The following is a 24,636-nucleotide window of genomic DNA, read 5'->3' on the forward strand; positions in this document are numbered from 1 at the left end:
CCTTTCGTTATATTACACTATTCTTATGTGTTTTTCCGTCGTAATTTGTCGAAAATATTCAGAATTATTTATTTCAATTCATGGTAGTGATTCCATTTTTTAGAATCCGAAAGCTTCTAGATCCCTTTCTCCGGCCGCTACTTGCTTAATTAGGCCGACTTGTGGCAAATAAACGATCTCTACGACTTCATCTTCGCCGCCATCGCGACCCTTGTTGACGCCAACCAAGCCACGTCCTTCCCGTACGTTCGTATCAACCGGTATTAGTACCGCTGCGTCTTGAAGTAGGGCAGACGTTTTCATGACGTCCTTACGCTTCGGCAACTTAATTTCTCGATTACCATCTTCATCTTCGGTCGCGTCGTCCTCTCCGGCTTGGGTAATTGCGAAAATGACAACGTCCATTGTTCCGGCTAAACGACGCATCTTTTTAGACGTATCAGCAGCAGCGCCGCCCGTCGTCTTATTCGAGTTGGATTCGTAGTCTAAGTAATAGAAAGGATCGATCATAACTACGTCTGCGTTCGTTTGTTCAATGTCCGCTTTGAGGTCTTTTAGCGAACGAGAATCGAAGTCTTTGTCGTCAACTGCACGCACTGTAATAGAACCGTCGATAATCGTATTTAACGTCTCGATAAAGTCCATAAAAGCCGCCTCGAATTCCTCCGATAACTTGCCCTGGCGAACTGATCTCGAATCAAAGCCGGCCTCCATTTGTTGACCGTCGATTTCAGTTAATGCGACGCCTTGATCGCCGGAAAGTGAAACGTAGATACGCACGAGTACCTCGAACCACCCCATCTCCATCGACCATATAAGCACGTTAGCGCCTTGAACTGCGCAATTTATCGATTCTTCAAGCGTGATCGCCGACTTACCTCGCCCTGATTTTCCATACACGACGTACATGTTCGAACTGACGTAGCCACCGATCGCCTTATTAAGCGCCGGAAATTTGCTGTTCCAAATGCGGAAAGACTCGCCAGCCTTGCGTTTTTCGTATTCGGCTCGGAACTTATCGACGTCTTTCACGACGTTTGTTCCCACTGTTTTACGAACGCTTGTTCTTATTTTACTCTGTTCTGCTACGGTTTGCAACCAATCAAAAAATTCCTGTGGGTTCCCACCTTCTTGGACGCGATTGAACCGTTGTACAAATTCCGAGTCTGCCGTCTTGACGCCATTCGCTCCGTATTTATCGTTAAATTTCGAAGCGAAATCGTTCATCACCGCAGCTTCCTTTGCCTTCTTCGCTAAGTATTCAAATGTCGCGTCAATACTAAATTCCGGCTGGAAGGTCGGAACTTCAGTCGCTACCATCTCGGCTGTCGGCGCTTGGTTTCCGTTCTTTTCCGCGTAGTCGCTGATATATTCGAAGGCAGCCCGTTCGCCGTCGGTTTGAAAATCGTTGCGGGTTAGTCCGTATCGCAATAAAGCCGACGGATCGTTCGCTTCGATTACTTTCGATAATAGACTAGTGCCGAAGCTCATCAGCGTTCAGCTCCTTTCTAATATAGTTTGCTCTCGATCTCTTCGTGGATGGTTCCCAAGATAGACCGTTCGGCTGTCGTTAATCTATCGCCTAGTCCATAAAACCACTCATCCCACGCCTGTATTGCGTCTGATTCTTTTGCGTCTCGCTCTGCCATCTTAGTCACACGAACGTATTCCGGTGTTCCAAACGTTAAATGGCCGATTTTCACAATGCCTCAACACCTTTCAATTTCGCCAAGACGTCGTCCATTTTCGTCTTAAGCGACTCATCTCCCGCCATTTCAAAACTAGCTTTATAACTGTTGTAAGTATCGAGAAGAATGTCGACTCTTTCCGCTGCTTCTTTACGTTCCTGTTTACGTTTCTCCGCCTCAATCGCGCTAAGTTGTCTCGGCGTTTTCGGTTGTTCTTTTGCCGCCATATCAGCCGCCTCCGTTTCATAGTTTATTAGATAAACGGTACTTCTAGCAGGCGGATAGTCTTCGAGGTTGAAGTCCGCCAAGAAATCTTCCGCAACAAGCGCGCTAGCCACTAACGCCATATCGGATTCGAACGCTTCTAACCATTCGCCGTTAATCGCGTCGTATAAGTCGTATTCAATATAATTAAAGACGGCCTCTTTCGACGTTTCCTCGATGTATCGGGCACAGTCAACGTAGAAGACGCGTCCTTTATAGCCTTCGACGGATACTAGGTCGCCAGTTTTATAGACCGGTGTATGATCCGCAAATTCAAGCGCATCTAGTTTATCGAAAATGGCGAGTTTGGCTGCACCGTCCCCGTTAACCAACGAATCCGCAACGAGTAGGTCGCGTAAATACTGAATTTCCGTTAATGATAAGCCGCTCATTTACAGACGCCTCCTTTTCGATTCTCCGCCAAATACGACCTCTCTACATTGATCGGCGATACGGTCCGCCAGTCGTGCCTCTCCGAATACGGCCGGTAAGTCTGCCATTCGGATATTCGACGTGTAAACGGTAGGCATTCGGTTAGTCACGCGATAGTTGATTATCGTATGCAAATCGCCGCGAAATCCCTCCGTTACGTCTCTTACGCCTATATCGTCCAGCACTGCGAAAGACGCCCGTTTTGCCGCTTCTAGTGCGGCGTAATATCGTTTGGCTGCCGGCTCTGCGATTGCGTCGGGTACACGCGGTCTATTAAACTCGTTGTATTCGTTTTGCCACGAATTGACGTCGAGAAAGTAAGCCGGTCGCTGTTGCGGCTGTAGCTCGCGTTTTAGCGCGCCGATGTAATGGGCGGTTAGATAGGCGTTTAGTAAAGCCGCGGCCGTTGTTGTCTTACCGGTACCTGATTTCGCGCTATATAAATACAGCGATTTAATACGGTCAGCTTCTGCGTCAAATTGACGGTCGAAGGTCTGCGCATAAGCATCCGCCGCCTTGTAAGCTCCGGGTTGATCAGCGCGTGCCGGCGAATTCTTGAGCGTCACTAAGCGATAGTCCTCCGCCAGTCCAGCCGCACCCGACCGTCCGCCTGCGCCATCTAAGCCGTGCAAGCCGAGGTATAGTTCGCAGTGATTCGTACAATGGCCGCCGCCAGCTTGGGCGCATTTGCTTGCGAGGAGGCATCGTGATTCATTCGTCATTCATAGCCGCCTCCTTTCGGTCGATTCGTTTACGTAAAGTTCGTTCTTTCTTCGAGCGCATCTTTTTATCTTCGCCTTTAACGCGCGGTTTCGGATACATACCGTCGCGAGTAAAGTCGTATCCGCTAAAGTCCTTAAAAGTCTGCGTTTTAAGACAGCGATGAAGCGTCAATTAAGCGCCTCCTTTGCGTTAATTTTTAGGAAAGAATAGATGCGGAACGATGTACGGTTCTTTTCCGTCGCCACTATCCGACACCGACATTATCATGTTTTTTATTCGATGATGCTTCGGAATCTCATGAAATAGCGCATCATAGCCGTTTAACTCTTCCGAAATTTCTATCGTTTCGTCGAGGTAGTACTTACCTCTCGTTCTGAAGTATGTTACATTAACCGTCTTCATTCGCCCTCACCTACTCTCGAATCGTCAATGATTTTAAACATGTCGCTATGTCGGTTTACGAAATCTAATCCTATAAACGGTTTATCATATGGCGGAAATTTGTCTTCGCTGGAAACGACCATACGCTCAGTCCCTCCGTTACGAGCTACGTAATCTCCTTCACGAACTTCTGTCGGCTGCGGCACGTTTAAATACTCCGCAGGCACTTCGAGTCCTAACGCACGTCTTAACGCAATAGCCTTGCCGATGTGGGCGTTGAAGCAATCGTTAGGTGCGCATTTACCGATTCCCCTCTCGTTAACGTAACCGAGTCTATACGACTTTCGTAAAGCAACAACGGTTCTTTTTTCAGTATTAACGATAAAGTCGGTTCTAGATGTGAAGTTTCGTCTGATCAACGCTGATACGTCTCTCTTTGCCTGCGCTACGATCTCATCCCGTTTCTGCTGATTCGATTTCTCACCCGTACCGTGCGCCTCCTCAATTTCCGCATCGAAACGTCCTTGATCGTATCCATTCTTATAGGTTCGTGCTCTAATTGCATCCATTACGTCAAAACTAAGTGACACTAATTCATCGAAGTTCATTTCGTCTAGGTTCGGGGTTGGCGTGTGTTCTTTGACGATGACTTCGTATTCATGGTCGTAGATAAGTCGGCCATGTTCGTCGTGTACTATCTTTCCGCGAGAGTCTATAACATCTAGCACAGCACCATTTCCATATCGCTTCTCATTAACATCTACATCCGTAATCAAAATTCGCTCGCCTACTCGTGCCTTACGTTTCTCCGTCTTATATTGCGTCATCCTGTTCCAGCTCCTTTTCGTATGTTTTAATCGCAATTTCTGCGTGTTCAAGCGTAAGTGGCTTCGTTTTTTCGTCGTCCATGAATACGGCATTTCCAACGCGACCTCTTTCCTTATACCAAGCCATCGCAATATAGCCGCCTGTACCATCGTAAGTTTCCGGAGCATAATCATTATCAACTCGCACATATCCGAATGTTCCCGCAGACATATCACACCGAGTAACGACGTCTTGCTCACGCGCTATCTCTCGCAATTTACTCATTGTCGCGCATGCCCAATTGTCCGCCGAGAAAGTCCCGCCCTCAAACGCACATACCGGATCGTCGCCCGTCCATGTCTTTCCGCGTTCTTCGCAAAGTCTACACGTCATACTAAAACAACTCCCCGTAGTTTATTTGCGTCTGTGCCGCCGCCCTCTGATCGTCTTCTTCCGTCTGTTTAACCGATTTTTGTTTCGCAAGCAACGGCGGCAGGTGCCGGTCTCGCATATACGAAAACATAAAGCCGAAGTTGCAGCCGGGCCATTGAGCCGTCGGCTTCTTAGCCGCAAAGCAAGCGTCAATGAAGTCACGTACGATAACCGCCCCATATTCGTCGATCATCGTCTTTAGGTTCCGCGCTTCCATGCCGCGGTTGTTTGCGACGTATTTGATGCCGTAGACTTCGGGGTGGCGGTCGTGCAGATAAACGATGAAGTCGCGTGCCGTCCATTTTCCGATAGGCTTTTCGTTCATGAATATCGCCTCCTAATCTTCGATTGATTCCGTCTCTACGGTTATTCCGTTTATACGCTTCTCTGAATAATCGTGATCATTACCAGCTATATCAACGCTCCCATTATACGTATAGACGCTGTACGCAATTGATTTAACGCGCTGACCAAATTTCGATAAATCATTGTCAATAAGGCGCTTTATATCCGTAAGTACGTACGTCATTTTCATTACGCATTCACCCCTTCGATTTTGATGCCAAGATGGTCGAGCGTTTGTTTGATTCCGTTTGAAACGCCCGCCGTGTAATAATCGTCATCACTAAACGGCTTCGACCTTTCGTGTTTGGCGTAATTAGCTTCGTAGTAATCTCGTACCTTTTGTTCCGGCGACTTTGTGACTTCATATCCGTTGATTAACGCAGCCGCTAATGAAACGCGACTTAAATCGTTCAGTACTGCGCAATGCCTGACATATACGCCAAAGTGACTCAAAATATATTCGTCATCCCTACCGAGTCCTCTTAAATATGATATAGCCTTCGCCTGCTCTTTCGTGATTTCCGGCTTCATTTTAACGCCTCCTTCATTCGGTTTAATACGAATCTAACGTAATCCTTAACGTGCTCCGGCGAACCGATCGCGAGTAAATGTTCGGTCGCATTCCGGTCATCAAATTCCTCCGGCATCATATCTCGTATACGAGCGAGGTGATCTACGTATTTTTCATTCTCCGCAATCAGCGCCGCCAATGCCTGACGTAATTCTGCGATTTCTTGATCCTTCGTTTTAGCCACGATTTAACCGCCTCCTAGCCGTTTTATTTGACCGTAGTAGTAGCGCCCTCGATCGTCAGTGCCTCCGCTAATTCCGTGCGAAACTCCCGTACCATTTGCGCGATCTCGGCTAGAGATGCCGCATCCGATGTTTTGATCCGACGATTCATAACGTCCAAGATGGCGCGATCAATCGTAGGGTGATACGAAACTTCTCGCCAGCGTTCGACGGGCGTCGGGTCGGCGTCAGGGTTCTCGGCCAGTTTCTTCGCCCAGCCCGGCGCTTTGGTCGGGTCGGTGAAATAGCGCTCGTTGACGATGATATTGTGGGCGTCTGATGTAAGGCGGTAGTCGGGTGATAACGGAATATTAATCGTCATGATTATCGGACTCCTTTTCGTTAGATTCGACTAATTGCATTACGTCCGAAAAATACGGCTCATCACGATTAATAACTACGTAATCATTTACTGGACGTTTTCCTTGAATCGTCCTATTAAGCATAATTTCGACTTGCATGTCGTATAAATGACGCTTTTGTTCGTCTGTTGCGTACCGATCTATTTCGGATTTCTTTAAGACTACGTATGACATACGATCACTCCTTTTCGTTTATTAGTCGCAATACTTTGTCGCTTAAATCAGCTACCTTTAATTTTACGCCGTCTTTAAATTGCGCCTGAGTGCTCGGGTGTAGTTCGGTAAGTGCTTCGTATATAGTAACGAGTTCATGTTTCGTAAACATAACGCACCTCTTTCCGTTTATTATTGAAAACCGTAGCAATTCGTTCGCTTACGCTCACTCTTTGCATATAACCTTATCGCGATAGATATATCTTTTAAGTAGTTATTTGCGCGAGAGGTTTTGATTGAGCGCTATTATTTAATTGATTATAGATAATGAATATAGTAAATGAGTATAGTTCGTCTGTCGTTTGAGCAAGGGACGGCTTCACCTCATGAACCCCTGCCTTCATCGAATGAAGTCGGTATGGGAAGCAATACGTACAAATTCGATAACTGACCGCTCTCCTTACTTTTCCGCTCTCGGATATCGATCAAGCCGACATCCTTCAGTTTTGTCAGCGCCTTCCTTACCGTATTTTCCGAACACAGGCACTCCGCTGCCAAAGTTTTAACGGAAGGAAACGACTGCTTACTATGATTATCTGCGTGCATCGAGAGCATCGTGTATACTAGCTTTTGCGCACTCTTATCGAGAATATTACCGTCAGCCAGCACGCTACTTGCGACTTGTGTAAATTTATGTTCACGTAGATCTAAAACGCCTGTCTGTTCGCTCATATTCGATCACCTCCGTTACAGTAGTGCCAGCGTCTATTTTGCGAATCAATTTCGCTTTCATAAGTACAGTCGCATATGCCCATCGGAAATCGGGACATTAAAAACAAAAAAAATAACCCCGCCTGTTTAGACGAGGTTTTCTTTTACACTTCGAGAGTGTCGTTTTTATTCGCTTTGTTGAACTGCTCCACGACTACATCGTCAACATAGTCGAGATATACTTGCGTAGATTCTAAGTCGGCGTGGCCGAGTATCTTTTGCAGCGATCGGATATCGCCGCCGTTACGCAGATAATTGATCGCAAATGTATGACGCAGGCTGTGAATACTCGCGCGACATTCTCCTTTAAGGTTCGCCAATCCAGCGTATTTAGCAGCACGCTTCCGCAAATGTTCCTTCGCCATTTCATCACCGTACTGATTTACGAATACCTTTTTCGCCTCTCCGAAATAGTCTTCCGTTTCTAATAGAAGCTGGTGGAGATTATCGGCAACTTTTTCGGTCATCGGAACCATACGATTTTTACGATTCTTGTTGATTGCGCCTGGCAACATAAGCACTTTATTATCGAAATCAACGTCGGATGGTTCTAGGCCCTCTAGTTCATTCGACCGAAGTCCGCATTTCAACGAAAGGTAAAACGCCACGTAGTCTCTGAATCCCGCAAAAGTATCCTTATCGATGACGCTGAAGAAACGCTTTACCTGCGAATCAGTAAGACTTTTAACGACGGTCTGATCGGTACGTAGCTTCGTCACACGACCGCAAGGACTCTCGTTGATAAGGCCGCGTTCTACCATCTTACTGAATAACGATTTAATACCGCCTAAACGAATGTTAATCGTTACTGGCGACAGCCCTCGCTTTTTTAACATTATCGTAATATAAGTATGAAAGTGATCTTCGGTGGCTGCCGTAATTGGCATCGCAGGATCTAACGCGACCACGTCTAAAAATTCGCCGAAATGGGCGCAATAGTCTCCGATAGTTCTTTCCCTAAAGTTCTGCGCGGTCATAACGGTAACTACCGCATCTAATGCGTCTTGTATTGTCGTAAATGAGGACCGAACTCGATCATTACTTACATCGCGCCTATTCCGCACACCTTGCCGTCTTCTTATAATCGCCATAATAAAAAGCCTCCCGGAAATTATTCCGCAAGGCTTCGTAGAGAATCGGTCTAGTTTGTCCGCTAAGACACGAAATCGGATAAAAACGAATGTCCGTTTCTTCCTAGATCGCGCCCTTCCGTACACTTATCGCATTAACGGACCGTTGGAAAACGTTGATATAACGGCGTTAAAACGTTGTAACGCGCTCGGAGGGATTCGAACCCCCGGCAGACGTGGTACCGGAAACCACCGCTCTATCCAACTGAGCTACGAGCGCACGATATGTTTTTTGAACGTCAGCATATCAAATTATAAGGGAAATGCTGCAAGAAAGCAATGATATTCTGATGACTTCAAAGAAGAAGCCTGCACCGAAAAGATGCAGACATGTCGACTTATGCACTTTTAACAGATGCAATAATTTTTCGTTCCATGTTTTCATTTACTTCATCCACTGTTTTGACAAGACAAATGATCCCATCAATAAATGGCCAAATGAACAATGTCAACCATCCTAGTAGAAGCATGGTCACTGCATAGCCTTTCTTTTCATCAAGATAAAAACGATGAACGGCAATAGCTCCAAGGAACCACCACAAAATAAATACAACTAATTTCGACTTTTTTTTGGCTTGAAGTTCAGTTGATACAACAATACGCTGTTGATCAGTCAAACTACTTTTCTCCAAAAGATTATCCACTATTCTTCCTTCTTTCTGACTATATATAATAACAACATAGGTAATATTACCTCATAACAGAAAGTTTTACCATATTTTTTAAAACTTTTCCATGGTTTAAGAAAAATAAATTTTGGGAAAAATAACATGTGGCTGTCGAATTTTTTGATTGCGTTTTGTTTGACCTTTATTGACCAAAAATGTATCATTGAATTACATACTTACCTAAAAGGTGAAGGAGGAACATTATGAATTTAATACCTACAGTCATTGAACAAACAAATCGTGGGGAAAGAGCTTACGACATTTATTCTCGTCTTTTAAAAGACCGTATTATCATGCTTGGTTCTGCGATCGATGACAATGTTGCCAACTCCATCGTGTCACAGCTGCTTTTCTTAGAAGCTGAAGATCCAGAAAAAGATATTTCTATCTACATTAACAGCCCTGGCGGTTCAATCACAGCTGGTATGGCCATTTACGATACGATGCAATTTATTAAACCAAAGGTATCAACCATTTGTATTGGTATGGCTGCATCTATGGGTGCGTTCCTGCTTGCTGCTGGTGAAAAAGGTAAGCGTTATGCTCTTCCAAACAGTGAAGTCATGATTCACCAACCACTAGGTGGTGCCCAAGGTCAAGCAACAGAAATTGAAATTGCGGCAAAACGAATCCTTTCTTTACGCGATAAACTGAACCAAGTACTTGCTGAACGTACTGGTCAGCCAATCGAAGTCATTGAGCGCGATACAGATCGTGACAACTTCAAAACAGCAGAAGAAGCACTTCAATACGGACTCATTGACAAAGTCTTGACCCGTAATTCAGAAGAACAAAAATAATATGACAAAACAAACCGTCTGCTCCTTGAACAGACGGTTTTTTGTGGTTGAAATACGCTTTACTTTAAGACAGCTCCGTCCATTTCTGCTGAAGAGATGGTGTTTGATAAGAAGCCATCTGCGTGATTAATTCCTCCGGTTCGCTGGAGGCATGTAACAATTGGAGGTGTGATTCATTCGAGAAACCTTCCTGTACACTAAACTTCACCATGTCAATGAGCGGATTGAAATAGTCATTCACTTGATACAAGCCGATTGGCTTTTGGTGAATGCCGATTTGTGCCCAGCATAGCACCTCAAATAATTCTTCATATGTACCAAAGCCGCCTGGCATCGCAATAAATCCATCAGCCAGCTCACTCATTTTCGCTTTTCGTTCATGCATTCCCGTTACCTCAATTAACTCTGTCAGCTCTTGATGTACAACTTCTCCTCTAAAAAGCCCCTTAGGCATAACTCCAATGACTTGCCCGCCATGTCTTAAGACCTCATCTGCAATGGCACCCATCAATCCAATTCGTGAACCGCCGTATACAAGACGGATGTCATGCTCTGCCATAAAAGTCCCCAGCTCTACAGCCTTTTCTTTGTAGACGTCCTTCACGCCTGGATTCGAACCAGCAAACACACAAATCGTTTTCATCAAAACAGCTCCATCTCTCTCTATGATTTCTTCACCCACTCATTCTACTATAATTGTTTTTAAAAAAACAGCCGCTTCATCTATATATAGTGTAAAATCAAAAGGTACACACCATATAAGGAGCTGTATAAAGAGAATGCAAACAAATGAGATGGAGAAATGGATCAAGGATTTTTACAAAAAGAGAAATTGGACAGAATACGGACCGTTTATCCGGTTAGGGTTCCTGATGGAAGAAACAGGAGAACTCGCTCGCGCTGTTAGAGCCATCGAGATCGGACGTGACCGGCCTGACGAGCAAAAACAAAAATCATCTGAGTTGAAGAAAGAACTCGTTGAAGAAATGGGAGATGTGTTAGCGAATCTACTTATTTTAGCCGATCTCTATGATGTCACAGTAGAAGAGATTTTCTCCTCTCATCAACAGAAACTCACAAAGCGTTTTTCAGAACTGAAAAGCACGTGACCACATCGTCACGTGCTTTTTTCCACCTTTATAGCTGCTGTGGTGAGATATCATCTGTTCGTTCAAAGAAATGCTGTTTTCCAATATGATGGAAAAGACCTGTTCTGTGCAAAAGCTCTTTCGGCTGTGATTGAAGTCCGACAATCATCAGCTTGCCATTATGATGCTTTAACCGATTGGAGATATTCATCAGCACCGCTTCTGCTGATGTGTCCATATAGTTGACTTTATTCATGAGCAGAATGAGCGTTTTCGGCTTTGTCTGAACATGGTCAAGAATCGAATTTTCGAGTGAATCTGTTGTTCCGAAAAACAGCGGCCCTTCAATGGCGTACATACTGATGCCTTGCTGGTCTGTCTGTTTTTCTAAAGCAGCTGCTGTTTCCATCTGGGGAACCGCAACGTTTGGATGAATGCTGGTCGTCTGGCTCATTTTTTTGATGAAAGCGATAAAGGCTAAAATGAGACCTGCGGTGACGCCAATAATCAAATCACCGATGACCGTCAGCAGGAAGGTCACAACAAGTACAAGGGAATCCGCATTTTTCACTTTTACAATATTGATAAACTCTTTTTTCTCACTCATATTCCAAGCCACAAACATTAAAATCGGTGCCATCGCAGCAAGTGGAATCATCGACGCATATGGCGCAAAGAGCATTAAGATGAGCAGCACGACGACGCCATGCACAACACCTGAAATCGGGCTTGCTCCGCCATTTTTGATGTTTGTTGCCGTACGGGCAATCGCCCCAGTCGCCGGAATTCCTCCGAACAGCGGTGCCGCCATATTGGCGATCCCTTGTCCGACAAGCTCCTTGTTGCTATCATGCTTAGAGCCTTTCATATTATCAGCAACCATTGCGGACAAGATCGATTCTACTCCGCCTAAAAGCGCAATGACAATCGCTGGAGGGAGGAGGTAGATCATTTTTTCAATCGTTAATTCAGGAAAAGCAAAGCTTGGCAGCTGACGAGGAATTTCCCCATATGCCGAGCCGATCGTTTCAACTTGTCCTTGGAAAAAGAGAACAGCTAGAAACGTTGAAGCCAATAGACCTAATAGAGCACCAGGTATTTTGGGAATGTATTTTTGTGCTGCCAAAATCACGATAAGCCCAATAACAGCTGTGATGATGGCAAGACTGTTTGCGGTACCGCGATGGACCACAATTTCTCTCATATTGAGGAAAAAGCTTTCATGCTTTTCAACACCCTTTAATCCGAGGAAATTGGCAATCTGTCCTGAAAAAATAATGACAGCAATGCCAGCAGTAAAGCCGATGATAACCGGACGAGGAATAAATTTCATGAGCTTCCCTAGTTTGAATATCCCGAATAATACAAGCATACACCCTGCCATAAAACCGGCAATGAGTAAGTTTTCGATACCATATTGGCTGACGATACCAAATAAAATCGGAACAAACGCCCCAGTCGGCCCGCCGATCTGATACTTTGAACCACCAAACAATGAAATCAAAATGCCGGCAACGATGACTGTGTATAATCCATATTCTGGTCCGACACCAGATGCAATGGCAAAAGCCATGCCTAAAGGAATTGCCACAACGCCCACGACAAGCCCAGCGATTAAATCACGTCTAAATTTTGATGAATCATATCCTTCAAATCTTCCATAAAAACGCATGGTATGTGTTGGCCTCCTTCAAGTATGTGTAGATGATTTAGGTATACTGCGCATCAATCTGATTATCTTTCACAACGACATCCAGCTTTCCCGTTGCTGGATGAATGACAAGTCCATGAACAGCCACATCACTTGGCATCAATGGATGCTCTTTAACCAATTTCACACTTTGGGACACGCTCTCTTCAACCGAATCAAAGCCTGTCAGCCATCCCTTTAAATCAACTCCTGAGTTTTTCACAATGCTCAAACATTTCTCTTCAATGCCACGTGCTTTCGCCTTTTCAAGTAAAGGATCTGCCGCAAGACCTGCCATTCCGCATTCATGATGTCCTACAATGCATACCTCTTCTGCCTTTAGCTCATAGATTGCTAGCAGAATACTCCGCATCACACTGCCAAAAGGATGTGTGACGATGGCGCCCGCATTTTTAATGATCTTCGCATCACCGTTGCGCAGCCCCATGGATTGCGGCAATAATTCCAAAAGACGTGTATCCATACAAGTTAATATGACGAGTTTCTTTTCAGGAAATTTCCCCGCTTTGTAAGGCTCATAATGTCTCTCTTGTACGAACTTTGAATTGTGCTGAAGAATCTGTTCTAATTTTGATCCCATCCTGCCATCTCCCATCTTTTTATAAGTCACGTAAGCTCATGCCTGTCCTCCTTTTCTTTCGTGTGTTCTCAAGCATAAAGATGAAAAATGATAGAAAAAAAAGAAAAAAATGAGAAAACGATGAGAAGAAATGTGATCATTTTCTCTCATTTACGCTTCATCGCAAGGGGGACGCGGTCTTCCTTTCAATCTATCGTTCTCTACTCGCCAAAAGACGATGAAATGGTTTAGTAGAAAACGACCTTCCCGTTTAATATGTTTCAAATATAATCATTTTTCTATCAAAAAATCTCGATCTATTTTCCAGTTTGTCAGATAATCTCTCAGAAAAACCGGCTTTTTCATATGTCACAACTCCTATTAGCTGATTTTCATCTAAGTAAAAAATGCATCAGATGGCATATGAATACCCTTTTTCACTAAGAAAATGTCTCTCTTTTCCGTTATTTTAGTATATTAAATATTGAGCAGATAACCTTCAAACGTGTTCAGCCGAAATGGTTGCTTTATAATAAAAGGAGCAAGATGATCATGTGAAAGGAGCGAGTTGACAATGAAACCACACATTTTTGTCGCCAAACCATTACCTGCTTCATTTGAGGAAATACTAAAGGAACATTGTACATACGAGGTGTGGCAATCCAAGGACCCCATTCCAAAAGATATTTTGTTTCAAAAACTGCAGCATGCTGATGGTCTTTTAACGTCTGGGACGAAAATCGATCAAGAGCTATTAGATCACGCACCAAAACTCAAAGTAGTGAGCAATAACTCTGTCGGCTATGACAATTTCGATATAGAATTGATGAGGCAAAGAGGCGTAATTGGTACGCACACGCCTCATACACTCGACCATACTGTGGCTGACCTTGCATTTTCACTCATTCTTTCCTCTGCGCGAAGAATTGCCGAGCTTGATCGTTTGATCCGTGAGGGGAAATGGACGAAATTTGTACAGGAAGAGGATATCTTTGGCATCGATGTCCATCATCAAACGCTTGGCATTATTGGCATGGGACGAATCGGAGAGCAAGTTGCCAAACGAGCTGCACATGGTTTTGATATGAATGTTCTGTATCATAACCGCAGCCGGAATGAAAAGGCTGAATCAGCATATGGCGCTTTATATTGCACACTTGATGACCTGCTAAAGCAAGCTGATATCATTGTGTTGATTACACCGCTGACCGATGAAACGTATCATATGATTGGCGAACGAGAATTGAAGTTAATGAAGCAAACGGCTTTATTTGTAAACATCTCCCGCGGGAAAACAGTGGACGAAAAAAGCCTCATTCAAGCGCTTCAAGAGGGATGGATCAAAGGCGCAGGTCTTGATGTGTTTGAACAGGAACCGCTTCAGGAGAATCATCCTTTCAAAGAAATGAACAATGTCACCCTTGTTCCCCACATCGGTTCCGCTACTGAAACAACACGGGATCTTATGCTGAAACGAGCCATTCATACTGTGATTCATGGAATTGATGGCAAAGCCCCTGTAGATATTGTGAAGGAGCTTGCTTCATCTTAATCGGAAAAGACGCAGGATTCAGAGCTGCGTCTTTTTATTTATTTCAATAGAAGGATATCAGGAAAAAAGCCTCATTTTAGCAAAGATCCTGTTTCTTTACATTTCCTTCATATTCGGGTGCTATAATATGAGGTAGACAAGCATCAAGAGGACAGCTTCCGATTTCCTTAATAGGAGGATGAAGATGAAAAAAATCAGTTCGGTTTTTACTATGTTTGCTCTGATCGCTGCTATTCTGTTTTCTGGTTTTATTCCGCAGCAAGCCTATGCCGAAACACCACTTACACCGACCGCCACAAATGAAACAGCTTCTGTTCAACTGACATCAGATGTTCATACCCTTGCCGTCATTAATACGTTTGATGGTGTAGCCGATTATTTGATTCGCTACAAACGACTGCCTGATAACTACATCACAAAATCACAAGCAAGTGCTCTTGGATGGGTGGCATCAAAGGGAAATCTAGCAGAGGTTGCCCCAGGCAAAAGCATCGGTGGAGATGTTTTCTCTAACCGGGAGGGACGTCTTCCTTCAGCAAGCGGCCGCACATGGCGTGAGGCAGATATCAACTACGTCTCAGGCTTCCGCAATGCTGACCGCCTCTTGTATTCAAGCGACTGGCTCATTTACAAAACAACAGACCATTACGCTACATTCACACGTATTCGATAATCAATCAAAAAACAGCCCCATTTGACGCAGGGCTGTTTTTTTGATGCTACTTATGGCAGCAGGGTTTTCACGTATTCCTCAAAAGGCAGAGGCAGCGGTTTTTTCGACACTTCTTCATGTTCATGTATGGTGACATGATCCTCGGTGACGATTACACGTCCTGTTGGTGTGAGCTTTGAAGCAAGCGGTCTTTTGTTAAAAGGAGAGGCTTCATTTTCATAAATCTGCTTTCTCATTTGGACCAATGTAGGCTCACTCACCTCTTCCAATGTAAATGCATAGCCTGTCTCAGCGCCTTCTCCTCTATCTAATTGGACAAGATGCGTACCTTTTTCGGTTTTCTCTTCTTTGACTCGAAACCGAATAGACGCTCCTTCGACCCATTCTTCAGTAAAGGGTACAGGCTGAAGAGGTAAATTCACACCAAAACCCGCATCAATCAGATACCGTTCGTTGTGATGATTCAACGTCATGGCTACGTGCGTGCCATCGATTGCCCATGTGCCCGCTTCCTTGTTATACACGGTCCCTTGAACGAGCTGTACAGCGAGTCCTGCCTCTTTTAACACATAATATAAAAGAGGATTGAGATCGTAACAAAGACCTCCTCTGCCTCCTTCAAGAAGGTGCTGCTTCAATCCTTCTTGATTCAAGGCATAGGATTGTTTGTTCAGCACAGATCTATTTTCAAATGGAAAGGTGTAGGCCATCTTTTTTAATAATGCAGGCAGGTCATCAAAGGTGATGGACTGTCCTTCGTATCCGATCTTCTGTAAAAATGCTGATTGCATCATGTTCATTCCCTTCTAAAAAAACTGAGTCTGTGAAGAGACTCAGTTTTCTTGATTGATAAAATCAGTTAACGCATCAATGGCTTCTTGTTCATCCGCACCATCTGCTATCAGTTTGACAGTGATCCCAGAGCTGATCGCAAGGCTCATGAGACCCATAATGCTCTTCGCATTGACTCTTTTTCCGTCCTTCTCTAGAAAAATTTCAGCCCCAAAGCGATTCGCTTCCTGTACGAACAAAGCAGCGGGACGTGCCTGCAAGCCTGTTTTCAACTGGATGGTGACCGTTTTTTCCACCATATGATCTGCCTCCCTTTTTCATTCTCCTATTTAAGTGTAACAGCTTGTCCGTTTCGTAATTGTTCTGCAATTTGATCTAGCTTTCTTAAGCGGTGATTAATGCCTGATTTGCTGATCTTGCCGCTTTCCACCATTTCTCCCAATTCCTTTAGCGTGACCTCTTGATAGTCGACTCGCAGCTTTGCAATTTCTCGCAGCTTATCTGGCAGGGCATCAAGTCCAATTTTTTCATCAATGAATTGAATGTTCTCGACCTGGCGCAGGGATGCACCAATCGTTTTATTCAAGTTTGCTGTTTCACAATTGACGAGCCGGTTCACGGAATTCCGCATATCACGGACGATTCGAACGTCTTCAAAGCGAAGAAGTGAATTATGCGCACCTACAACACTTAAGAATTCGGTGATTTTTTCGGCTTCTTTCATATATGTGATGTAGCCTTTTTTACGCTCAAGTGTTTTACTGTTGAGATGAAATTGGTTCATCAGCTCACAAAGGGCATCATTGTGTTCTTTATATAGTGAAAAAATCTCAAGGTGATAGGAAGACGTTTCTGGATTATTTACAGAACCGCCTGCTAAAAAAGCACCTCTCATATAGGAGCGCTTACAGCATCTTTTCTTTACAAGCTCTTCTGAAATGTTACGCTCAAATACAAATTGCTCACCTAATATTTTCAAATCCTCTAAAATGGTTTTCGCTCGTTCTACCAGTCTGACAATATACACATTATTCTTTTTTAATCTCATTTTCTTACGAACGAGCAGCTCGACTGTGACATCATATTTCTTTTTTAGCAGCGTATAAATCCGTCTTGCGATGGCTGCGTTCTCTGTTTGTATATCTAGAATTAATTTTCGATTAGAGAAAGATAATGAACCGTTCATACGGATGAGGGCAGAAAGCTCTGCTTTTGTGCAGCAGTCCTTCACGTCCAGATTAGTCAGCTCTTTTTTTGTTTCGGATGCAAATGACATCCTTGCCACCCCCATTCCTATTTTTTCTTATGCAGCAGGTCGACAAGCAGCGCGGCTACTTTCAGCGTGTCGTGACGAATCACATGCTGGTCGTATGTAATGATTTCCCCAGGGATGACTTCCAGTCCCATTGCCTTGAGTACATCTGTGTCGAACTGTACAGGCTGTGCCTGTTCTTCTGCATATTTTGCTTTGATCTCTTCTGGAATTTCTTTATTGTTTACAAAAATGGTATCAATAAATGGACGAACCATATGATCGTTTAATGCCTGCACATGATCAGCTGCACTGTAGGAAAGCGTTTCCCCTGGCTGCGTCATGACATTGCAAATATACACTTTTTTCGCCTTAGAACGAATCACTTCTTCGCCAATATGCGGTACAAGCAAGTTTGGCAAGATACTTGTATACAAGCTGCCAGGTCCAATGACGATCAAATCGGCTTCACGAATGACTTGAATCGATTCTGGGAGCGGCTCAATCGTATCAGGTGTGAGGAACACTCGTTTAATTCGCTCACCGTATGTTGGGATTTTTGATTCTCCTGTTACCACTTGCCCATTTTCTAATTCAGCATGTAGAACAACACTTGAATTCGCTGCTGGCAAGACTTTTCCTCTCACATTTAAGACCTTGCTCATTTCTGTGACGGCATGAAAAAAATCACCGGTTATATTTGTCATGGCCGCAAGAATGAGGTTGCCAAGAGAGTGGCCTGTTAAGTCATTCCCTTTGTTAAAACGGTGCTGAAATAAGTCTTCTACAAGCGGTTCAACATCAGAGAGAGCTGCAAGGACATTTCGAATATCGCCTGGAGGCGGAATATTCAAATCATGCCGCAGTCTGCCTGAGCTGCCTCCGTCATCAGCAACCGTTACAATAGCGGTAATGTCCACTGGCTTTGTTTTTAGCCCTCTGAGCAAAACAGATAAGCCAGTGCCCCCGCCAAGAATGACCACCTTTGGAAGTGTCGTCATCTATTTTCTGCTTCTCTTTTCAATGTCCCGGTGAGTGACATGAGTGTAGTAGTCATTTTTAAAATACTCCGATAAGTAGTTCGCTAGCGTCACTGATCGGTGCTGCCCGCCTGTACAGCCAATAGCGATCACAAGCTGGCTTTTTCCTTCTCGTTTATAGGACGGAAGCATAAAGCTGAGAAGGTCAATTAATTTCTCTGTGAATTTTTGTGTCTCGCTCCATTTCATTACATAGGAGCGCACTTCTTCATCGTTTCCAGTCTGTGGACGCATGCTCTCAATATAGTAAGGATTCGGCAGAAATCTCACATCAAATACAAGATCAGCATCAATCGGCAGACCGTATTTAAAACCGAAAGACATCACATTCACTGTAAACACCTGCCCTTGGGTCGTGGCAAAGTGCGCGACAATTTTTTCTCGAAGCTGTTTTGGTTTTAAATCCGATGTATCAAAAATCATTTGAGCCCGACCTTTTAACTCTTCTAACAGATCGCGTTCCATTGCGATTCCTTCGAGCGGCAAACCTGTAGTCGCAAGAGGATGCGAACGTCTCGTTTCTTTGTATCTTGAGACAAGCACCTTATCGTTTGCATCTAGAAATAATATTCTTGGTGTGATCCAGCCAAGATCACTCATTTCATCTAAGGCTGCAATCAAGCTGTCAAAGAATTCTCGTCCGCGCAAATCCATCACAAGGGCAACCTTACTCATCTTCGAATTCGATTCCTTCATGAGTTCTAGGAACTTTGGTAAAAGTGATGGCGGCAAGTTATCTACACAGAAGTAACCTAAATCTTCAAAGCTTTGAATGGCAACGGTTTTCCCCGCACCTGACATTCCTGTAATAATCACAAGCTGAATATCTTCTTGTTTGTGCGTATTCATGCCTGCTTCCTCTCCTTCTTTATAAAAACGGTTCATGTATTAGTCTCCTTGAGGATCTAACCGATAAGCAATCAATTCAAAATCAGGTGTATACGTAAAAGTACCGTGAAGAAGTCCTTTTCCCTTTAGCATGAAATCAAGAATATGGGAATCCCCTGGTGCCATCGGTAAATGCGGCACATCCTTTACTTCATGCCACTTTAAAATGCCTTCCTCTGACTCTGTCACGTTTTTTCCAGTAAATGAATCTGCCATAAAGGTGAACATCATCCACTCTTGAACGATTTGATCGCCTTCTTTTATGATAAAGGTAAAAACACCTTTTAACTGTGGATTTAAAATATAAATTCCTGTTTCTTCTCTATACTCTCGCACGACTGAATCCTTGACCGATTCTCCGCTTTCCATTTTTCCGCCCGGCGCTACCCACCAGCCTCGTCTTGGCTTTTGCAGCAAGAGAACTTGATCTTCGTGATGCAGCACACAATTGGTTACTCGTTGCATCAGCTGTCACCTACTCTTTTATGTCTTTAACTTATTATACAGGTTCATCCTGACGTCCACAATGAACATGCCCCTTCTTCACCGAAAACAGACCGAATTTCGTCTGAAAGGAGTGGCGGGCAATTTCTCTACTCTTTATTTTACAGCAACCAATGGTTCTCCATGCGTCATTTGTGAACATCTCATGAATTTCTGATTTTAAGCAAAAAAAAGGACACGGATTCTCATCCGTGCCAAACATGTATTCCTTATAAAAGGGGGTCAATTACTAGTTTTATCATAACGGAAAATTGTTTCACCCGTGTTACATTCCAGTTAAAAGCCCATGACGCTATATTAAGGATTTACGACAGCCTTTTATTTCGTTGCTTTAAGTTTTTCAGCAAGCTCTTCTACATAATGCTGTGCGCTTTGTGCGGCAATACTTCCGTCACCTGTTGCTGTCACAATTTGACGGAGTGTTTTTTCACGAATATCACCAGCGGCGAAAATGCCTTCCACTCTCGTTTCCATTCTTTCGTTTGTTTCGATGTAGCCTTCTTTATTTGTAATGCCGAGATTTTCAAATGGTTTAGACAGTGGCAGCATTCCGATATAGATAAAGGCGCCATCTGTTTTAAAGTCTTCTTCTTCACCAGTCACCGTATCAATCAAAGTCACACTGCCGACTTTACCGTTTTCTTCATTAATTTGTTTAACGGTTTTGTTCCACATGAAGTCGATTTTTTCATTATCAAAAGCACGTGCTTGTAAAATGCTTTGGGCACGAAGCTTGTCGCGTCTATGAACGATCGTTACTTTTGACGCAAAGCGTGTGAGGTACACACCCTCTTCTACCGCAGAGTCTCCTCCACCAATGACGACGAGCTCTTTGTTTTTAAAGAAAGCACCGTCACATACTGCACAGTAAGAGACGCCTCGACCACCAAGTTCTTTTTCACCTGGTGCACCGATTTTTTTGTATTCCGCACCTGCTGCAATAATGACAGAGCGTCCTTTGTATTCTTTTGAACCGGCTTTGACGATTTTGTACTCTTCACCGTCTACGATTTCTTTGATATCGCCATATGCATACTCAGCACCGAATTTCTTCGCATGGTCAAACATTTTATTTGAAAGTTCTGGCCCTAAAATGCTTTCAAAGCCAGGATAGTTCTCGACATCTTCCGTATTAGCCATTTGACCGCCTGGAATCCCTCTTTCAATCATCAATGTTGAAAGATTTCCACGAGATGTATAAACAGCGGCTGTCATTCCGGCAGGTCCCGCTCCAATGATGATCGTATCGTAGATTTTTTCTTCTGACACAACTGTCACTCCCTCTTCAATTGCTGCTAGCATTTCTTATTAGAATGCCCTTGGGTGATGCTTCCATTCATGACAGAAAGCATCCATTCCACTCTTATTTTTATTCCTTACCCATATCCTATTAAATCTGCGGATAATAAGCGAATCATTTGCTCATATGTTCAAAAAAAGAAAAAGCTTCCTTAAACTGCTGTTTAAGGAAGCCTGTTTACGGTTATATAGTAAGTAATGATTTATTCAACGACTCTTCTTACAACGCCATTGAATGCTTTTTTCCAGTAAACATTGCTCATAGAGTCAACTGAAACACCGCGAGAGCTGTTATCGTTCAAGAATGTACCGTTTCCTAAGTAAATACCAACGTGTCCATTTACTTTATACGTATCAAAGAACACAAGGTCTCCGCGTTTCATGTCAGATGCACTTACAGCTCTTCCTTTACCTACAAGCGTATCTGTTGTTGTACCGCCAACTGGTCCAAGGTTGATGCCTGCTGATGCAAATGCCCAGCGAACGAATGAAGAACAGTCAAAACGACGTGCGTCAATATCAGCTTGTGATCTGCCACCAGCCCATTTATATGGAGATTGTCCAACAATGGAAGAACCTGTGCTGATTGCACCTTCGATTCCGCCTACGTTACTGCTGACAGGTGATCCACCGCCAGTAGATGGCTTCTTACTTGGTGAACTGCTGTTGTTATTATTGTTGTTTGAAGATCCACTGTTACTGTTATTTGAAGACGAGCTGCTGTCGTTCGTTGAGCTGTTGTCTTCTGCTTGAACACTAGCTTGACGCTGCTGTTGTCTTTGTACTTTTTCTTCTTTTGCTTTTTGAGCTGCTTCTCTTGCTTCCTTTTCAGCTTGTTTTTGAGCAGTGATTGTTGCGTCTTTTTCAGATGCAATGCTGTTAGCCTCACTGTTTAACTCGCTAATTTGAGAAGAAGCACTTCCTTTTTGCTTTTTCACTTGCTTGAATAGCTTGTCTTTTTCATCAAGCTGTTTATTCAAGTCTGTTTGAAGTGTTTCAAGCTTTGTAAGTGTCTTTTGAACATCTTCAAGCTTTGTGTTTAATTCGTTTTCAGACTTTTGGAGCTCAGCTTTGTCTTTTTCTTGCTCTTTAATGATTTCGCTGTCTGCGTTGATGAGTGTAGATACTGCACCTGCACGGCTGATGAAATCGCTAAAGCTTTTCGCTCCTAGTAATACATCTATGTATTTCGTAGAACCGCCGCTTTCTTGAAGCGCACGTACACGCTTTTTCAAGAATTTGTTTCGATCTTCAATACGTTTTTCAGTATCAGCAATGTCTTTTTTCAGTGCATTGATTTCTTTTTTCGTTTGTTCATTTTCTTTTTGTTTTTCTTCGATTTGATCACTTGTTTTTAAAGCTTTCTCGTCAATTTCTTTTAGCTTTAGTGCAAGTGCCTCTTGTTTTGCTTCAAGCTTTGAAAGCTCATCTTTTTTCTTTTGAAGGTTTTTGTTGACCTCAGATTGCTTGCTGTCCAGCTCTTGTTTCTTTTGTTCAAAGTTCTGTGCGTTTGCTTCATGAGTAAATGGGATAAATAAACTGCTCGCTCCGATGACCGAAGCTAAACCGAAAGTAATAAACTTTTTCACGAATAGTTCCTCCTTTGACAATTTCCAAGCGACATGAGAAAGCAGCAAATTCTCTGCGACCAATCTGTGCTATCTATGTCTTTCTTCCTGATTGATCAGTCAGATGTTGACCAGATTGTTTCTATCACTAGGTGTTTCATTATGTATAGTAAAATATCTAAATATATGTCTTTGTTTTAATCCACGATTTTCATTATACATGAGACATCGACAAAATGAGCTAATATTTTTATTACATTTATGTTTCAAAAACATGTCGTGATTGTCATACTTCGCCAAATCCTTGCAAATCACACCTTTTTATCCAAGAAAAAAGCATGACCTTTTCGGCCATGCTGCAATCTTCTAAATCTATTTACCTATTTAATCAATTAATGTACAAATGACTTGTTCATATTTAGACAGTGTTTGAACACTGATTTGAAAAGAGGCTGCAATCTCTTTTTTGCTCATAGATTCTTCTTGCTCCTGCATCCATAAATAATAGGATGCTGCTGCCCATGCAGGCGCATTTTTCTTATCTACGCCAGAAGCACGTGCCTGCTGAATAATATGGAATAACCAAAAATAAGGCATATGGCTGTCAGGCTGAACAGCTTCTTCCAAGCTGGATGCCGCCTGTTTTGCGAAAACCGCATCTTCTGAAAAAGACCGTTCTTCCATTTCATCTTCGTATAAGAGCAGTTCAATGAATTGCTGTTCAAAAGCTGTTTTCGCTGCGCGTGCATCAAGGACAGATTGAAGAACGTCACGTTCCCCTTTTTGTTTGCTTACATAGTACGCCGTCAGCCGCTCCTCAATGGAGACCATTGGCTCAGTCTCCTCAGGTTTATCCTGCCACGGCTTGATTTCATCTGCATCGATATCTTCTTCGACCATCTTATCCCAAACCGTCTGTGCAAGCGTTTTGTGACCTGTATAATAAGCTGCGCTTGCGAGCCAGTATAAAAATGTACTATCTCCTTGAAAGCCTGTTTTGTACAAAGAATAAAGCCATTTAAAGGCCCATTCAAATTCTCCAACTAGGGCAAATGTTGCGCCAAGCTTATAACGCTGTTCACTTAATATTGGATACACGTGCGTTAATTGCTTTGCTAACGTATTGACCTTCTCTTCTTCTTTTTCATAATGATAGAAGACTAGCTGGTTGCAAAGGGCATGCAGATTACCCGGATTTTCATGTAGAACCCGGTTCAGCATCTCTTTTGCCTGATGGATTTGACCAGAATAAAAATAGGCCAATGCGAGATTATTATACGCTGACCAAAATTCTGGATACTCAACAATCATCTGTTCCAGCATCTCAATGGCTTCATCAAGCCTGCCGCTTTCCAGTAAGTGATTTGCTTGATCCTGCTTCACAATCAGGTCATCCTGATCGTAAGGAAAATCTTCGTCCTCTTCGTCACTCATATCGAGCAGGTCGAGAAGGTCATCATTTTCATCTGCAAATTCCCCGTTCTCTTCTAATGAAGCATAGGCAGTCGCTGACTTATATGCCTCTTGAAAGAGTCCTAGATTCGCATAATTATTGGCTTTAAAATAGTGACACTCAGACATATTTTCATCAATATGTTCAAGGATGAAATCAAGCAGTTCATTTGATTGTTGGAAATGACCCATTTCAGTATAAATAATAGCAAGCTGTGACAGCATTTCTACATTTTCAGGCTCCAGTACGATAGCCCGCTGTATGAGCTTACTCGCTTTAGATAGATTTCTTTCTCTATAAGCTTTTAGACCTTTATGAAAAAAGTAATGCCCATCTTGGAATAGCTGGACGACTTGTGTGTGATTATTTTGAGAAGTGTATTTACTCACTGATACCCTCCATTTCGAACAGTGTACCGTGTGTAGTATAACATACTTCAAGAGTCGTCACATAGAACAAAAGAAAAGGAAGGATTTGTTTTTCACTTGGGAAATAAAAAGCCGGAGGTG

General features: G+C 43.3%; 31 protein-coding genes, 1 tRNA gene and 1 pseudogene. 4 read left to right on the forward strand and 29 right to left on the reverse strand.

Annotated elements, in window-relative coordinates; genetic code table 11:
- Nucleotides 1–99 precede the first annotated feature (99 nt).
- The 17 genes from NSS78_RS16395 to NSS78_RS16475 all read right to left on the reverse strand — a co-directional run bounded on the left by NSS78_RS16395 (nt 100) and on the right by NSS78_RS16475 (nt 8,924).
- Nucleotides 100–1,491 (reverse strand): DnaB-like helicase C-terminal domain-containing protein, encoded by a 1,392-nt coding sequence (locus NSS78_RS16395; RefSeq protein WP_342468218.1) that lies wholly within the window; start codon nt 1,489–1,491, stop codon nt 100–102.
- Nucleotides 1,492–1,508: 17 nt separating this feature from the next.
- The gene (locus tag NSS78_RS16400; protein ID WP_342468219.1) at nt 1,509–1,703 is read right to left on the reverse strand and encodes a hypothetical protein; all 195 of its coding nucleotides are present in this window, start codon (nt 1,701–1,703) and stop codon (nt 1,509–1,511) included.
- Nucleotides 1,700–2,344, reverse strand: a complete 645-nt coding sequence (locus NSS78_RS16405; RefSeq protein ID WP_342468220.1) for a hypothetical protein — start codon at nt 2,342–2,344, stop codon at nt 1,700–1,702. The genes NSS78_RS16400 and NSS78_RS16405 overlap by 4 nt, the downstream gene beginning before the upstream one ends.
- A complete protein-coding gene (locus NSS78_RS16410; protein ID WP_342468221.1) occupies nt 2,345–3,106 on the reverse strand; it encodes an ATP-binding protein in 762 nt (253 codons plus the stop codon).
- Complete coding sequence (locus NSS78_RS16415; RefSeq protein ID WP_342468222.1) at nt 3,096–3,278, reverse strand: hypothetical protein; 183 nt, start codon at nt 3,276–3,278, stop codon at nt 3,096–3,098. The genes NSS78_RS16410 and NSS78_RS16415 overlap by 11 nt, the downstream gene beginning before the upstream one ends.
- A gap of 227 nt (nt 3,279–3,505) precedes the next feature.
- Nucleotides 3,506–4,315: a hypothetical protein gene (locus tag NSS78_RS16420; protein WP_342468223.1), complete on the reverse strand. Its 810-nt coding sequence runs from the start codon at nt 4,313–4,315 to the stop codon at nt 3,506–3,508.
- Nucleotides 4,302–4,688 (reverse strand): hypothetical protein, encoded by a 387-nt coding sequence (locus NSS78_RS16425; RefSeq protein WP_342468224.1) that lies wholly within the window; start codon nt 4,686–4,688, stop codon nt 4,302–4,304. The genes NSS78_RS16420 and NSS78_RS16425 overlap by 14 nt, the downstream gene beginning before the upstream one ends.
- A gap of 1 nt (nt 4,689) precedes the next feature.
- On the reverse strand, nt 4,690–5,052 hold the full coding sequence (locus NSS78_RS16430) for a hypothetical protein (protein ID WP_342468225.1): 363 nt from the start codon (nt 5,050–5,052) through the stop codon (nt 4,690–4,692).
- Nucleotides 5,053–5,064: 12 nt separating this feature from the next.
- Nucleotides 5,065–5,262 carry a hypothetical protein gene (locus NSS78_RS16435; RefSeq protein ID WP_050782668.1) on the reverse strand — a complete coding sequence of 66 codons (198 nt, stop codon included), beginning with the start codon at nt 5,260–5,262 and terminating at the stop codon, nt 5,065–5,067.
- Complete coding sequence (locus tag NSS78_RS16440) at nt 5,262–5,603, reverse strand: hypothetical protein (protein WP_003213512.1); 342 nt, start codon at nt 5,601–5,603, stop codon at nt 5,262–5,264. Before NSS78_RS16440 ends, NSS78_RS16435 begins: the two co-directional genes overlap by 1 nt.
- Complete coding sequence (locus NSS78_RS16445; protein ID WP_342468226.1) at nt 5,600–5,827, reverse strand: hypothetical protein; 228 nt, start codon at nt 5,825–5,827, stop codon at nt 5,600–5,602. Before NSS78_RS16445 ends, NSS78_RS16440 begins: the two co-directional genes overlap by 4 nt.
- A 23-nt stretch (nt 5,828–5,850) precedes the next feature.
- Nucleotides 5,851–6,186 carry a hypothetical protein gene (locus NSS78_RS16450; RefSeq protein WP_342468227.1) on the reverse strand — a complete coding sequence of 112 codons (336 nt, stop codon included), beginning with the start codon at nt 6,184–6,186 and terminating at the stop codon, nt 5,851–5,853.
- Complete coding sequence (locus NSS78_RS16455) at nt 6,176–6,400, reverse strand: hypothetical protein (protein WP_342468228.1); 225 nt, start codon at nt 6,398–6,400, stop codon at nt 6,176–6,178. The genes NSS78_RS16450 and NSS78_RS16455 overlap by 11 nt, the downstream gene beginning before the upstream one ends.
- A gap of 363 nt (nt 6,401–6,763) precedes the next feature.
- Entirely contained in the window at nt 6,764–7,111 is a 348-nt protein-coding gene (locus NSS78_RS16460; protein WP_341033523.1) for a helix-turn-helix domain-containing protein, read from the reverse strand.
- Nucleotides 7,112–7,254: 143 nt separating this feature from the next.
- Entirely contained in the window at nt 7,255–8,241 is a 987-nt protein-coding gene (locus tag NSS78_RS16465; RefSeq protein WP_342468229.1) for a tyrosine-type recombinase/integrase, read from the reverse strand.
- Between the two features lie 183 nt (nt 8,242–8,424).
- Nucleotides 8,425–8,500: transfer RNA gene (locus NSS78_RS16470), tRNA-Arg, on the reverse strand.
- Between the two features lie 118 nt (nt 8,501–8,618).
- The gene (locus tag NSS78_RS16475) at nt 8,619–8,924 is read right to left on the reverse strand and encodes a TM2 domain-containing protein (protein ID WP_050944247.1); all 306 of its coding nucleotides are present in this window, start codon (nt 8,922–8,924) and stop codon (nt 8,619–8,621) included.
- Between the two features lie 227 nt (nt 8,925–9,151).
- Between NSS78_RS16475 and clpP the strand changes: the two genes are divergently transcribed.
- On the forward strand, nt 9,152–9,748 hold the full coding sequence (clpP, locus tag NSS78_RS16480) for an ATP-dependent Clp endopeptidase proteolytic subunit ClpP (protein ID WP_024719872.1): 597 nt from the start codon (nt 9,152–9,154) through the stop codon (nt 9,746–9,748).
- Nucleotides 9,749–9,812: 64 nt separating this feature from the next.
- On the opposite strand, the gene NSS78_RS16485 is transcribed toward clpP, so the two are convergent.
- Nucleotides 9,813–10,391, reverse strand: a complete 579-nt coding sequence (locus NSS78_RS16485) for a TIGR00730 family Rossman fold protein (RefSeq protein WP_327839646.1) — start codon at nt 10,389–10,391, stop codon at nt 9,813–9,815.
- Between the two features lie 136 nt (nt 10,392–10,527).
- Between NSS78_RS16485 and NSS78_RS16490 the strand changes: the two genes are divergently transcribed.
- A complete protein-coding gene (locus NSS78_RS16490) occupies nt 10,528–10,857 on the forward strand; it encodes a MazG-like family protein (RefSeq protein ID WP_003213115.1) in 330 nt (109 codons plus the stop codon).
- Nucleotides 10,858–10,885: 28 nt separating this feature from the next.
- Here the strand turns inward: NSS78_RS16490 and NSS78_RS16495 are convergent, their stop codons facing one another.
- Nucleotides 10,886–12,508: a SulP family inorganic anion transporter gene (locus tag NSS78_RS16495; RefSeq protein ID WP_327839644.1), complete on the reverse strand. Its 1,623-nt coding sequence runs from the start codon at nt 12,506–12,508 to the stop codon at nt 10,886–10,888.
- Between the two features lie 37 nt (nt 12,509–12,545).
- Nucleotides 12,546–13,127, reverse strand: a complete 582-nt coding sequence (locus NSS78_RS16500; RefSeq protein ID WP_003213318.1) for a carbonic anhydrase — start codon at nt 13,125–13,127, stop codon at nt 12,546–12,548.
- Between the two features lie 553 nt (nt 13,128–13,680).
- On the opposite strand from NSS78_RS16500, the gene NSS78_RS16505 reads away from it, so the two are divergent.
- Both NSS78_RS16505 and NSS78_RS16510 read left to right on the forward strand, forming a co-directional pair.
- Entirely contained in the window at nt 13,681–14,658 is a 978-nt protein-coding gene (locus tag NSS78_RS16505) for a D-glycerate dehydrogenase (protein WP_342468230.1), read from the forward strand.
- 334 nt (nt 14,659–14,992) lie between these two features.
- Nucleotides 14,993–15,331 (forward strand): annotated as a pseudogene (locus tag NSS78_RS16510) (ribonuclease); the annotation flags it as partial.
- Between the two features lie 50 nt (nt 15,332–15,381).
- Here NSS78_RS16510 and NSS78_RS16515 read toward each other — a convergent pair.
- The 9 genes from NSS78_RS16515 to NSS78_RS16555 all read right to left on the reverse strand — a co-directional run bounded on the left by NSS78_RS16515 (nt 15,382) and on the right by NSS78_RS16555 (nt 24,516).
- Nucleotides 15,382–16,125 carry an arylamine N-acetyltransferase gene (locus NSS78_RS16515; protein WP_050944257.1) on the reverse strand — a complete coding sequence of 248 codons (744 nt, stop codon included), beginning with the start codon at nt 16,123–16,125 and terminating at the stop codon, nt 15,382–15,384.
- A 39-nt stretch (nt 16,126–16,164) separates the two neighbouring features.
- Complete coding sequence (locus tag NSS78_RS16520; protein WP_003212821.1) at nt 16,165–16,422, reverse strand: HPr family phosphocarrier protein; 258 nt, start codon at nt 16,420–16,422, stop codon at nt 16,165–16,167.
- Between the two features lie 26 nt (nt 16,423–16,448).
- Complete coding sequence (gene whiA / locus NSS78_RS16525; RefSeq protein ID WP_003213321.1) at nt 16,449–17,399, reverse strand: DNA-binding protein WhiA; 951 nt, start codon at nt 17,397–17,399, stop codon at nt 16,449–16,451.
- Between the two features lie 17 nt (nt 17,400–17,416).
- On the reverse strand, nt 17,417–18,376 hold the full coding sequence (locus NSS78_RS16530) for a YvcK family protein (protein ID WP_012011357.1): 960 nt from the start codon (nt 18,374–18,376) through the stop codon (nt 17,417–17,419).
- A complete protein-coding gene (gene rapZ / locus NSS78_RS16535) occupies nt 18,377–19,264 on the reverse strand; it encodes an RNase adapter RapZ (RefSeq protein WP_034620188.1) in 888 nt (295 codons plus the stop codon).
- A 39-nt stretch (nt 19,265–19,303) separates the two neighbouring features.
- The gene (locus NSS78_RS16540) at nt 19,304–19,768 is read right to left on the reverse strand and encodes an 8-oxo-dGTP diphosphatase (protein WP_003213484.1); all 465 of its coding nucleotides are present in this window, start codon (nt 19,766–19,768) and stop codon (nt 19,304–19,306) included.
- Nucleotides 19,769–20,125: 357 nt separating this feature from the next.
- Nucleotides 20,126–21,076, reverse strand: coding sequence for a thioredoxin-disulfide reductase (gene trxB, locus NSS78_RS16545; protein ID WP_034620189.1), 951 nt, complete (start codon nt 21,074–21,076; stop codon nt 20,126–20,128).
- 233 nt (nt 21,077–21,309) lie between these two features.
- Nucleotides 21,310–22,695 (reverse strand): C40 family peptidase, encoded by a 1,386-nt coding sequence (locus tag NSS78_RS16550; protein WP_137054366.1) that lies wholly within the window; start codon nt 22,693–22,695, stop codon nt 21,310–21,312.
- A gap of 363 nt (nt 22,696–23,058) precedes the next feature.
- Entirely contained in the window at nt 23,059–24,516 is a 1,458-nt protein-coding gene (locus NSS78_RS16555; protein WP_050944263.1) for a tetratricopeptide repeat protein, read from the reverse strand.
- Nucleotides 24,517–24,636 lie beyond the last annotated feature (120 nt).

Source organism: Bacillus sp. FSL W8-0920 (assembly GCF_038593215.1).
GTDB lineage: Bacteria > Bacillota > Bacilli > Bacillales > Bacillaceae > Bacillus > Bacillus pumilus.

What these genes read in the sequence shown, in the direction of transcription:
- NSS78_RS16435 (WP_050782668.1), bottom strand. Translation starts at nt 5,262, where the DNA reads ATGAAAATGACGTACGTACTTACGGATATAAAGCGCCTTATTGACAAT.
- NSS78_RS16430 (WP_342468225.1), bottom strand. Translation starts at nt 5,052, where the DNA reads ATGAACGAAAAGCCTATCGGAAAATGGACGGCACGCGACTTCATCGTT.
- NSS78_RS16540 (WP_003213484.1), bottom strand. Translation starts at nt 19,768, where the DNA reads ATGCAACGAGTAACCAATTGTGTGCTGCATCACGAAGATCAAGTTCTC.
- NSS78_RS16490 (WP_003213115.1), top strand. Translation starts at nt 10,528, where the DNA reads ATGCAAACAAATGAGATGGAGAAATGGATCAAGGATTTTTACAAAAAG.
- NSS78_RS16485 (WP_327839646.1), bottom strand. Translation starts at nt 10,391, where the DNA reads ATGAAAACGATTTGTGTGTTTGCTGGTTCGAATCCAGGCGTGAAGGAC.
- NSS78_RS16495 (WP_327839644.1), bottom strand. Translation starts at nt 12,508, where the DNA reads ATGCGTTTTTATGGAAGATTTGAAGGATATGATTCATCAAAATTTAGA.
- NSS78_RS16405 (WP_342468220.1), bottom strand. Translation starts at nt 2,344, where the DNA reads ATGAGCGGCTTATCATTAACGGAAATTCAGTATTTACGCGACCTACTC.
- NSS78_RS16505 (WP_342468230.1), top strand. Translation starts at nt 13,681, where the DNA reads ATGAAACCACACATTTTTGTCGCCAAACCATTACCTGCTTCATTTGAG.
- NSS78_RS16530 (WP_012011357.1), bottom strand. Translation starts at nt 18,376, where the DNA reads ATGACGACACTTCCAAAGGTGGTCATTCTTGGCGGGGGCACTGGCTTA.
- NSS78_RS16455 (WP_342468228.1), bottom strand. Translation starts at nt 6,400, where the DNA reads ATGTCATACGTAGTCTTAAAGAAATCCGAAATAGATCGGTACGCAACA.
- NSS78_RS16425 (WP_342468224.1), bottom strand. Translation starts at nt 4,688, where the DNA reads ATGACGTGTAGACTTTGCGAAGAACGCGGAAAGACATGGACGGGCGAC.
- NSS78_RS16410 (WP_342468221.1), bottom strand. Translation starts at nt 3,106, where the DNA reads ATGACGAATGAATCACGATGCCTCCTCGCAAGCAAATGCGCCCAAGCT.
- NSS78_RS16460 (WP_341033523.1), bottom strand. Translation starts at nt 7,111, where the DNA reads ATGAGCGAACAGACAGGCGTTTTAGATCTACGTGAACATAAATTTACA.
- NSS78_RS16520 (WP_003212821.1), bottom strand. Translation starts at nt 16,422, where the DNA reads ATGGTGGAAAAAACGGTCACCATCCAGTTGAAAACAGGCTTGCAGGCA.
- NSS78_RS16500 (WP_003213318.1), bottom strand. Translation starts at nt 13,127, where the DNA reads ATGGGATCAAAATTAGAACAGATTCTTCAGCACAATTCAAAGTTCGTA.
- whiA (WP_003213321.1), bottom strand. Translation starts at nt 17,399, where the DNA reads ATGTCATTTGCATCCGAAACAAAAAAAGAGCTGACTAATCTGGACGTG.
- NSS78_RS16465 (WP_342468229.1), bottom strand. Translation starts at nt 8,241, where the DNA reads ATGGCGATTATAAGAAGACGGCAAGGTGTGCGGAATAGGCGCGATGTA.
- rapZ (WP_034620188.1), bottom strand. Translation starts at nt 19,264, where the DNA reads ATGAATACGCACAAACAAGAAGATATTCAGCTTGTGATTATTACAGGA.
- NSS78_RS16450 (WP_342468227.1), bottom strand. Translation starts at nt 6,186, where the DNA reads ATGACGATTAATATTCCGTTATCACCCGACTACCGCCTTACATCAGAC.
- NSS78_RS16515 (WP_050944257.1), bottom strand. Translation starts at nt 16,125, where the DNA reads ATGATGCAATCAGCATTTTTACAGAAGATCGGATACGAAGGACAGTCC.
- clpP (WP_024719872.1), top strand. Translation starts at nt 9,152, where the DNA reads ATGAATTTAATACCTACAGTCATTGAACAAACAAATCGTGGGGAAAGA.
- NSS78_RS16440 (WP_003213512.1), bottom strand. Translation starts at nt 5,603, where the DNA reads ATGAAGCCGGAAATCACGAAAGAGCAGGCGAAGGCTATATCATATTTA.
- NSS78_RS16420 (WP_342468223.1), bottom strand. Translation starts at nt 4,315, where the DNA reads ATGACGCAATATAAGACGGAGAAACGTAAGGCACGAGTAGGCGAGCGA.
- NSS78_RS16395 (WP_342468218.1), bottom strand. Translation starts at nt 1,491, where the DNA reads ATGAGCTTCGGCACTAGTCTATTATCGAAAGTAATCGAAGCGAACGAT.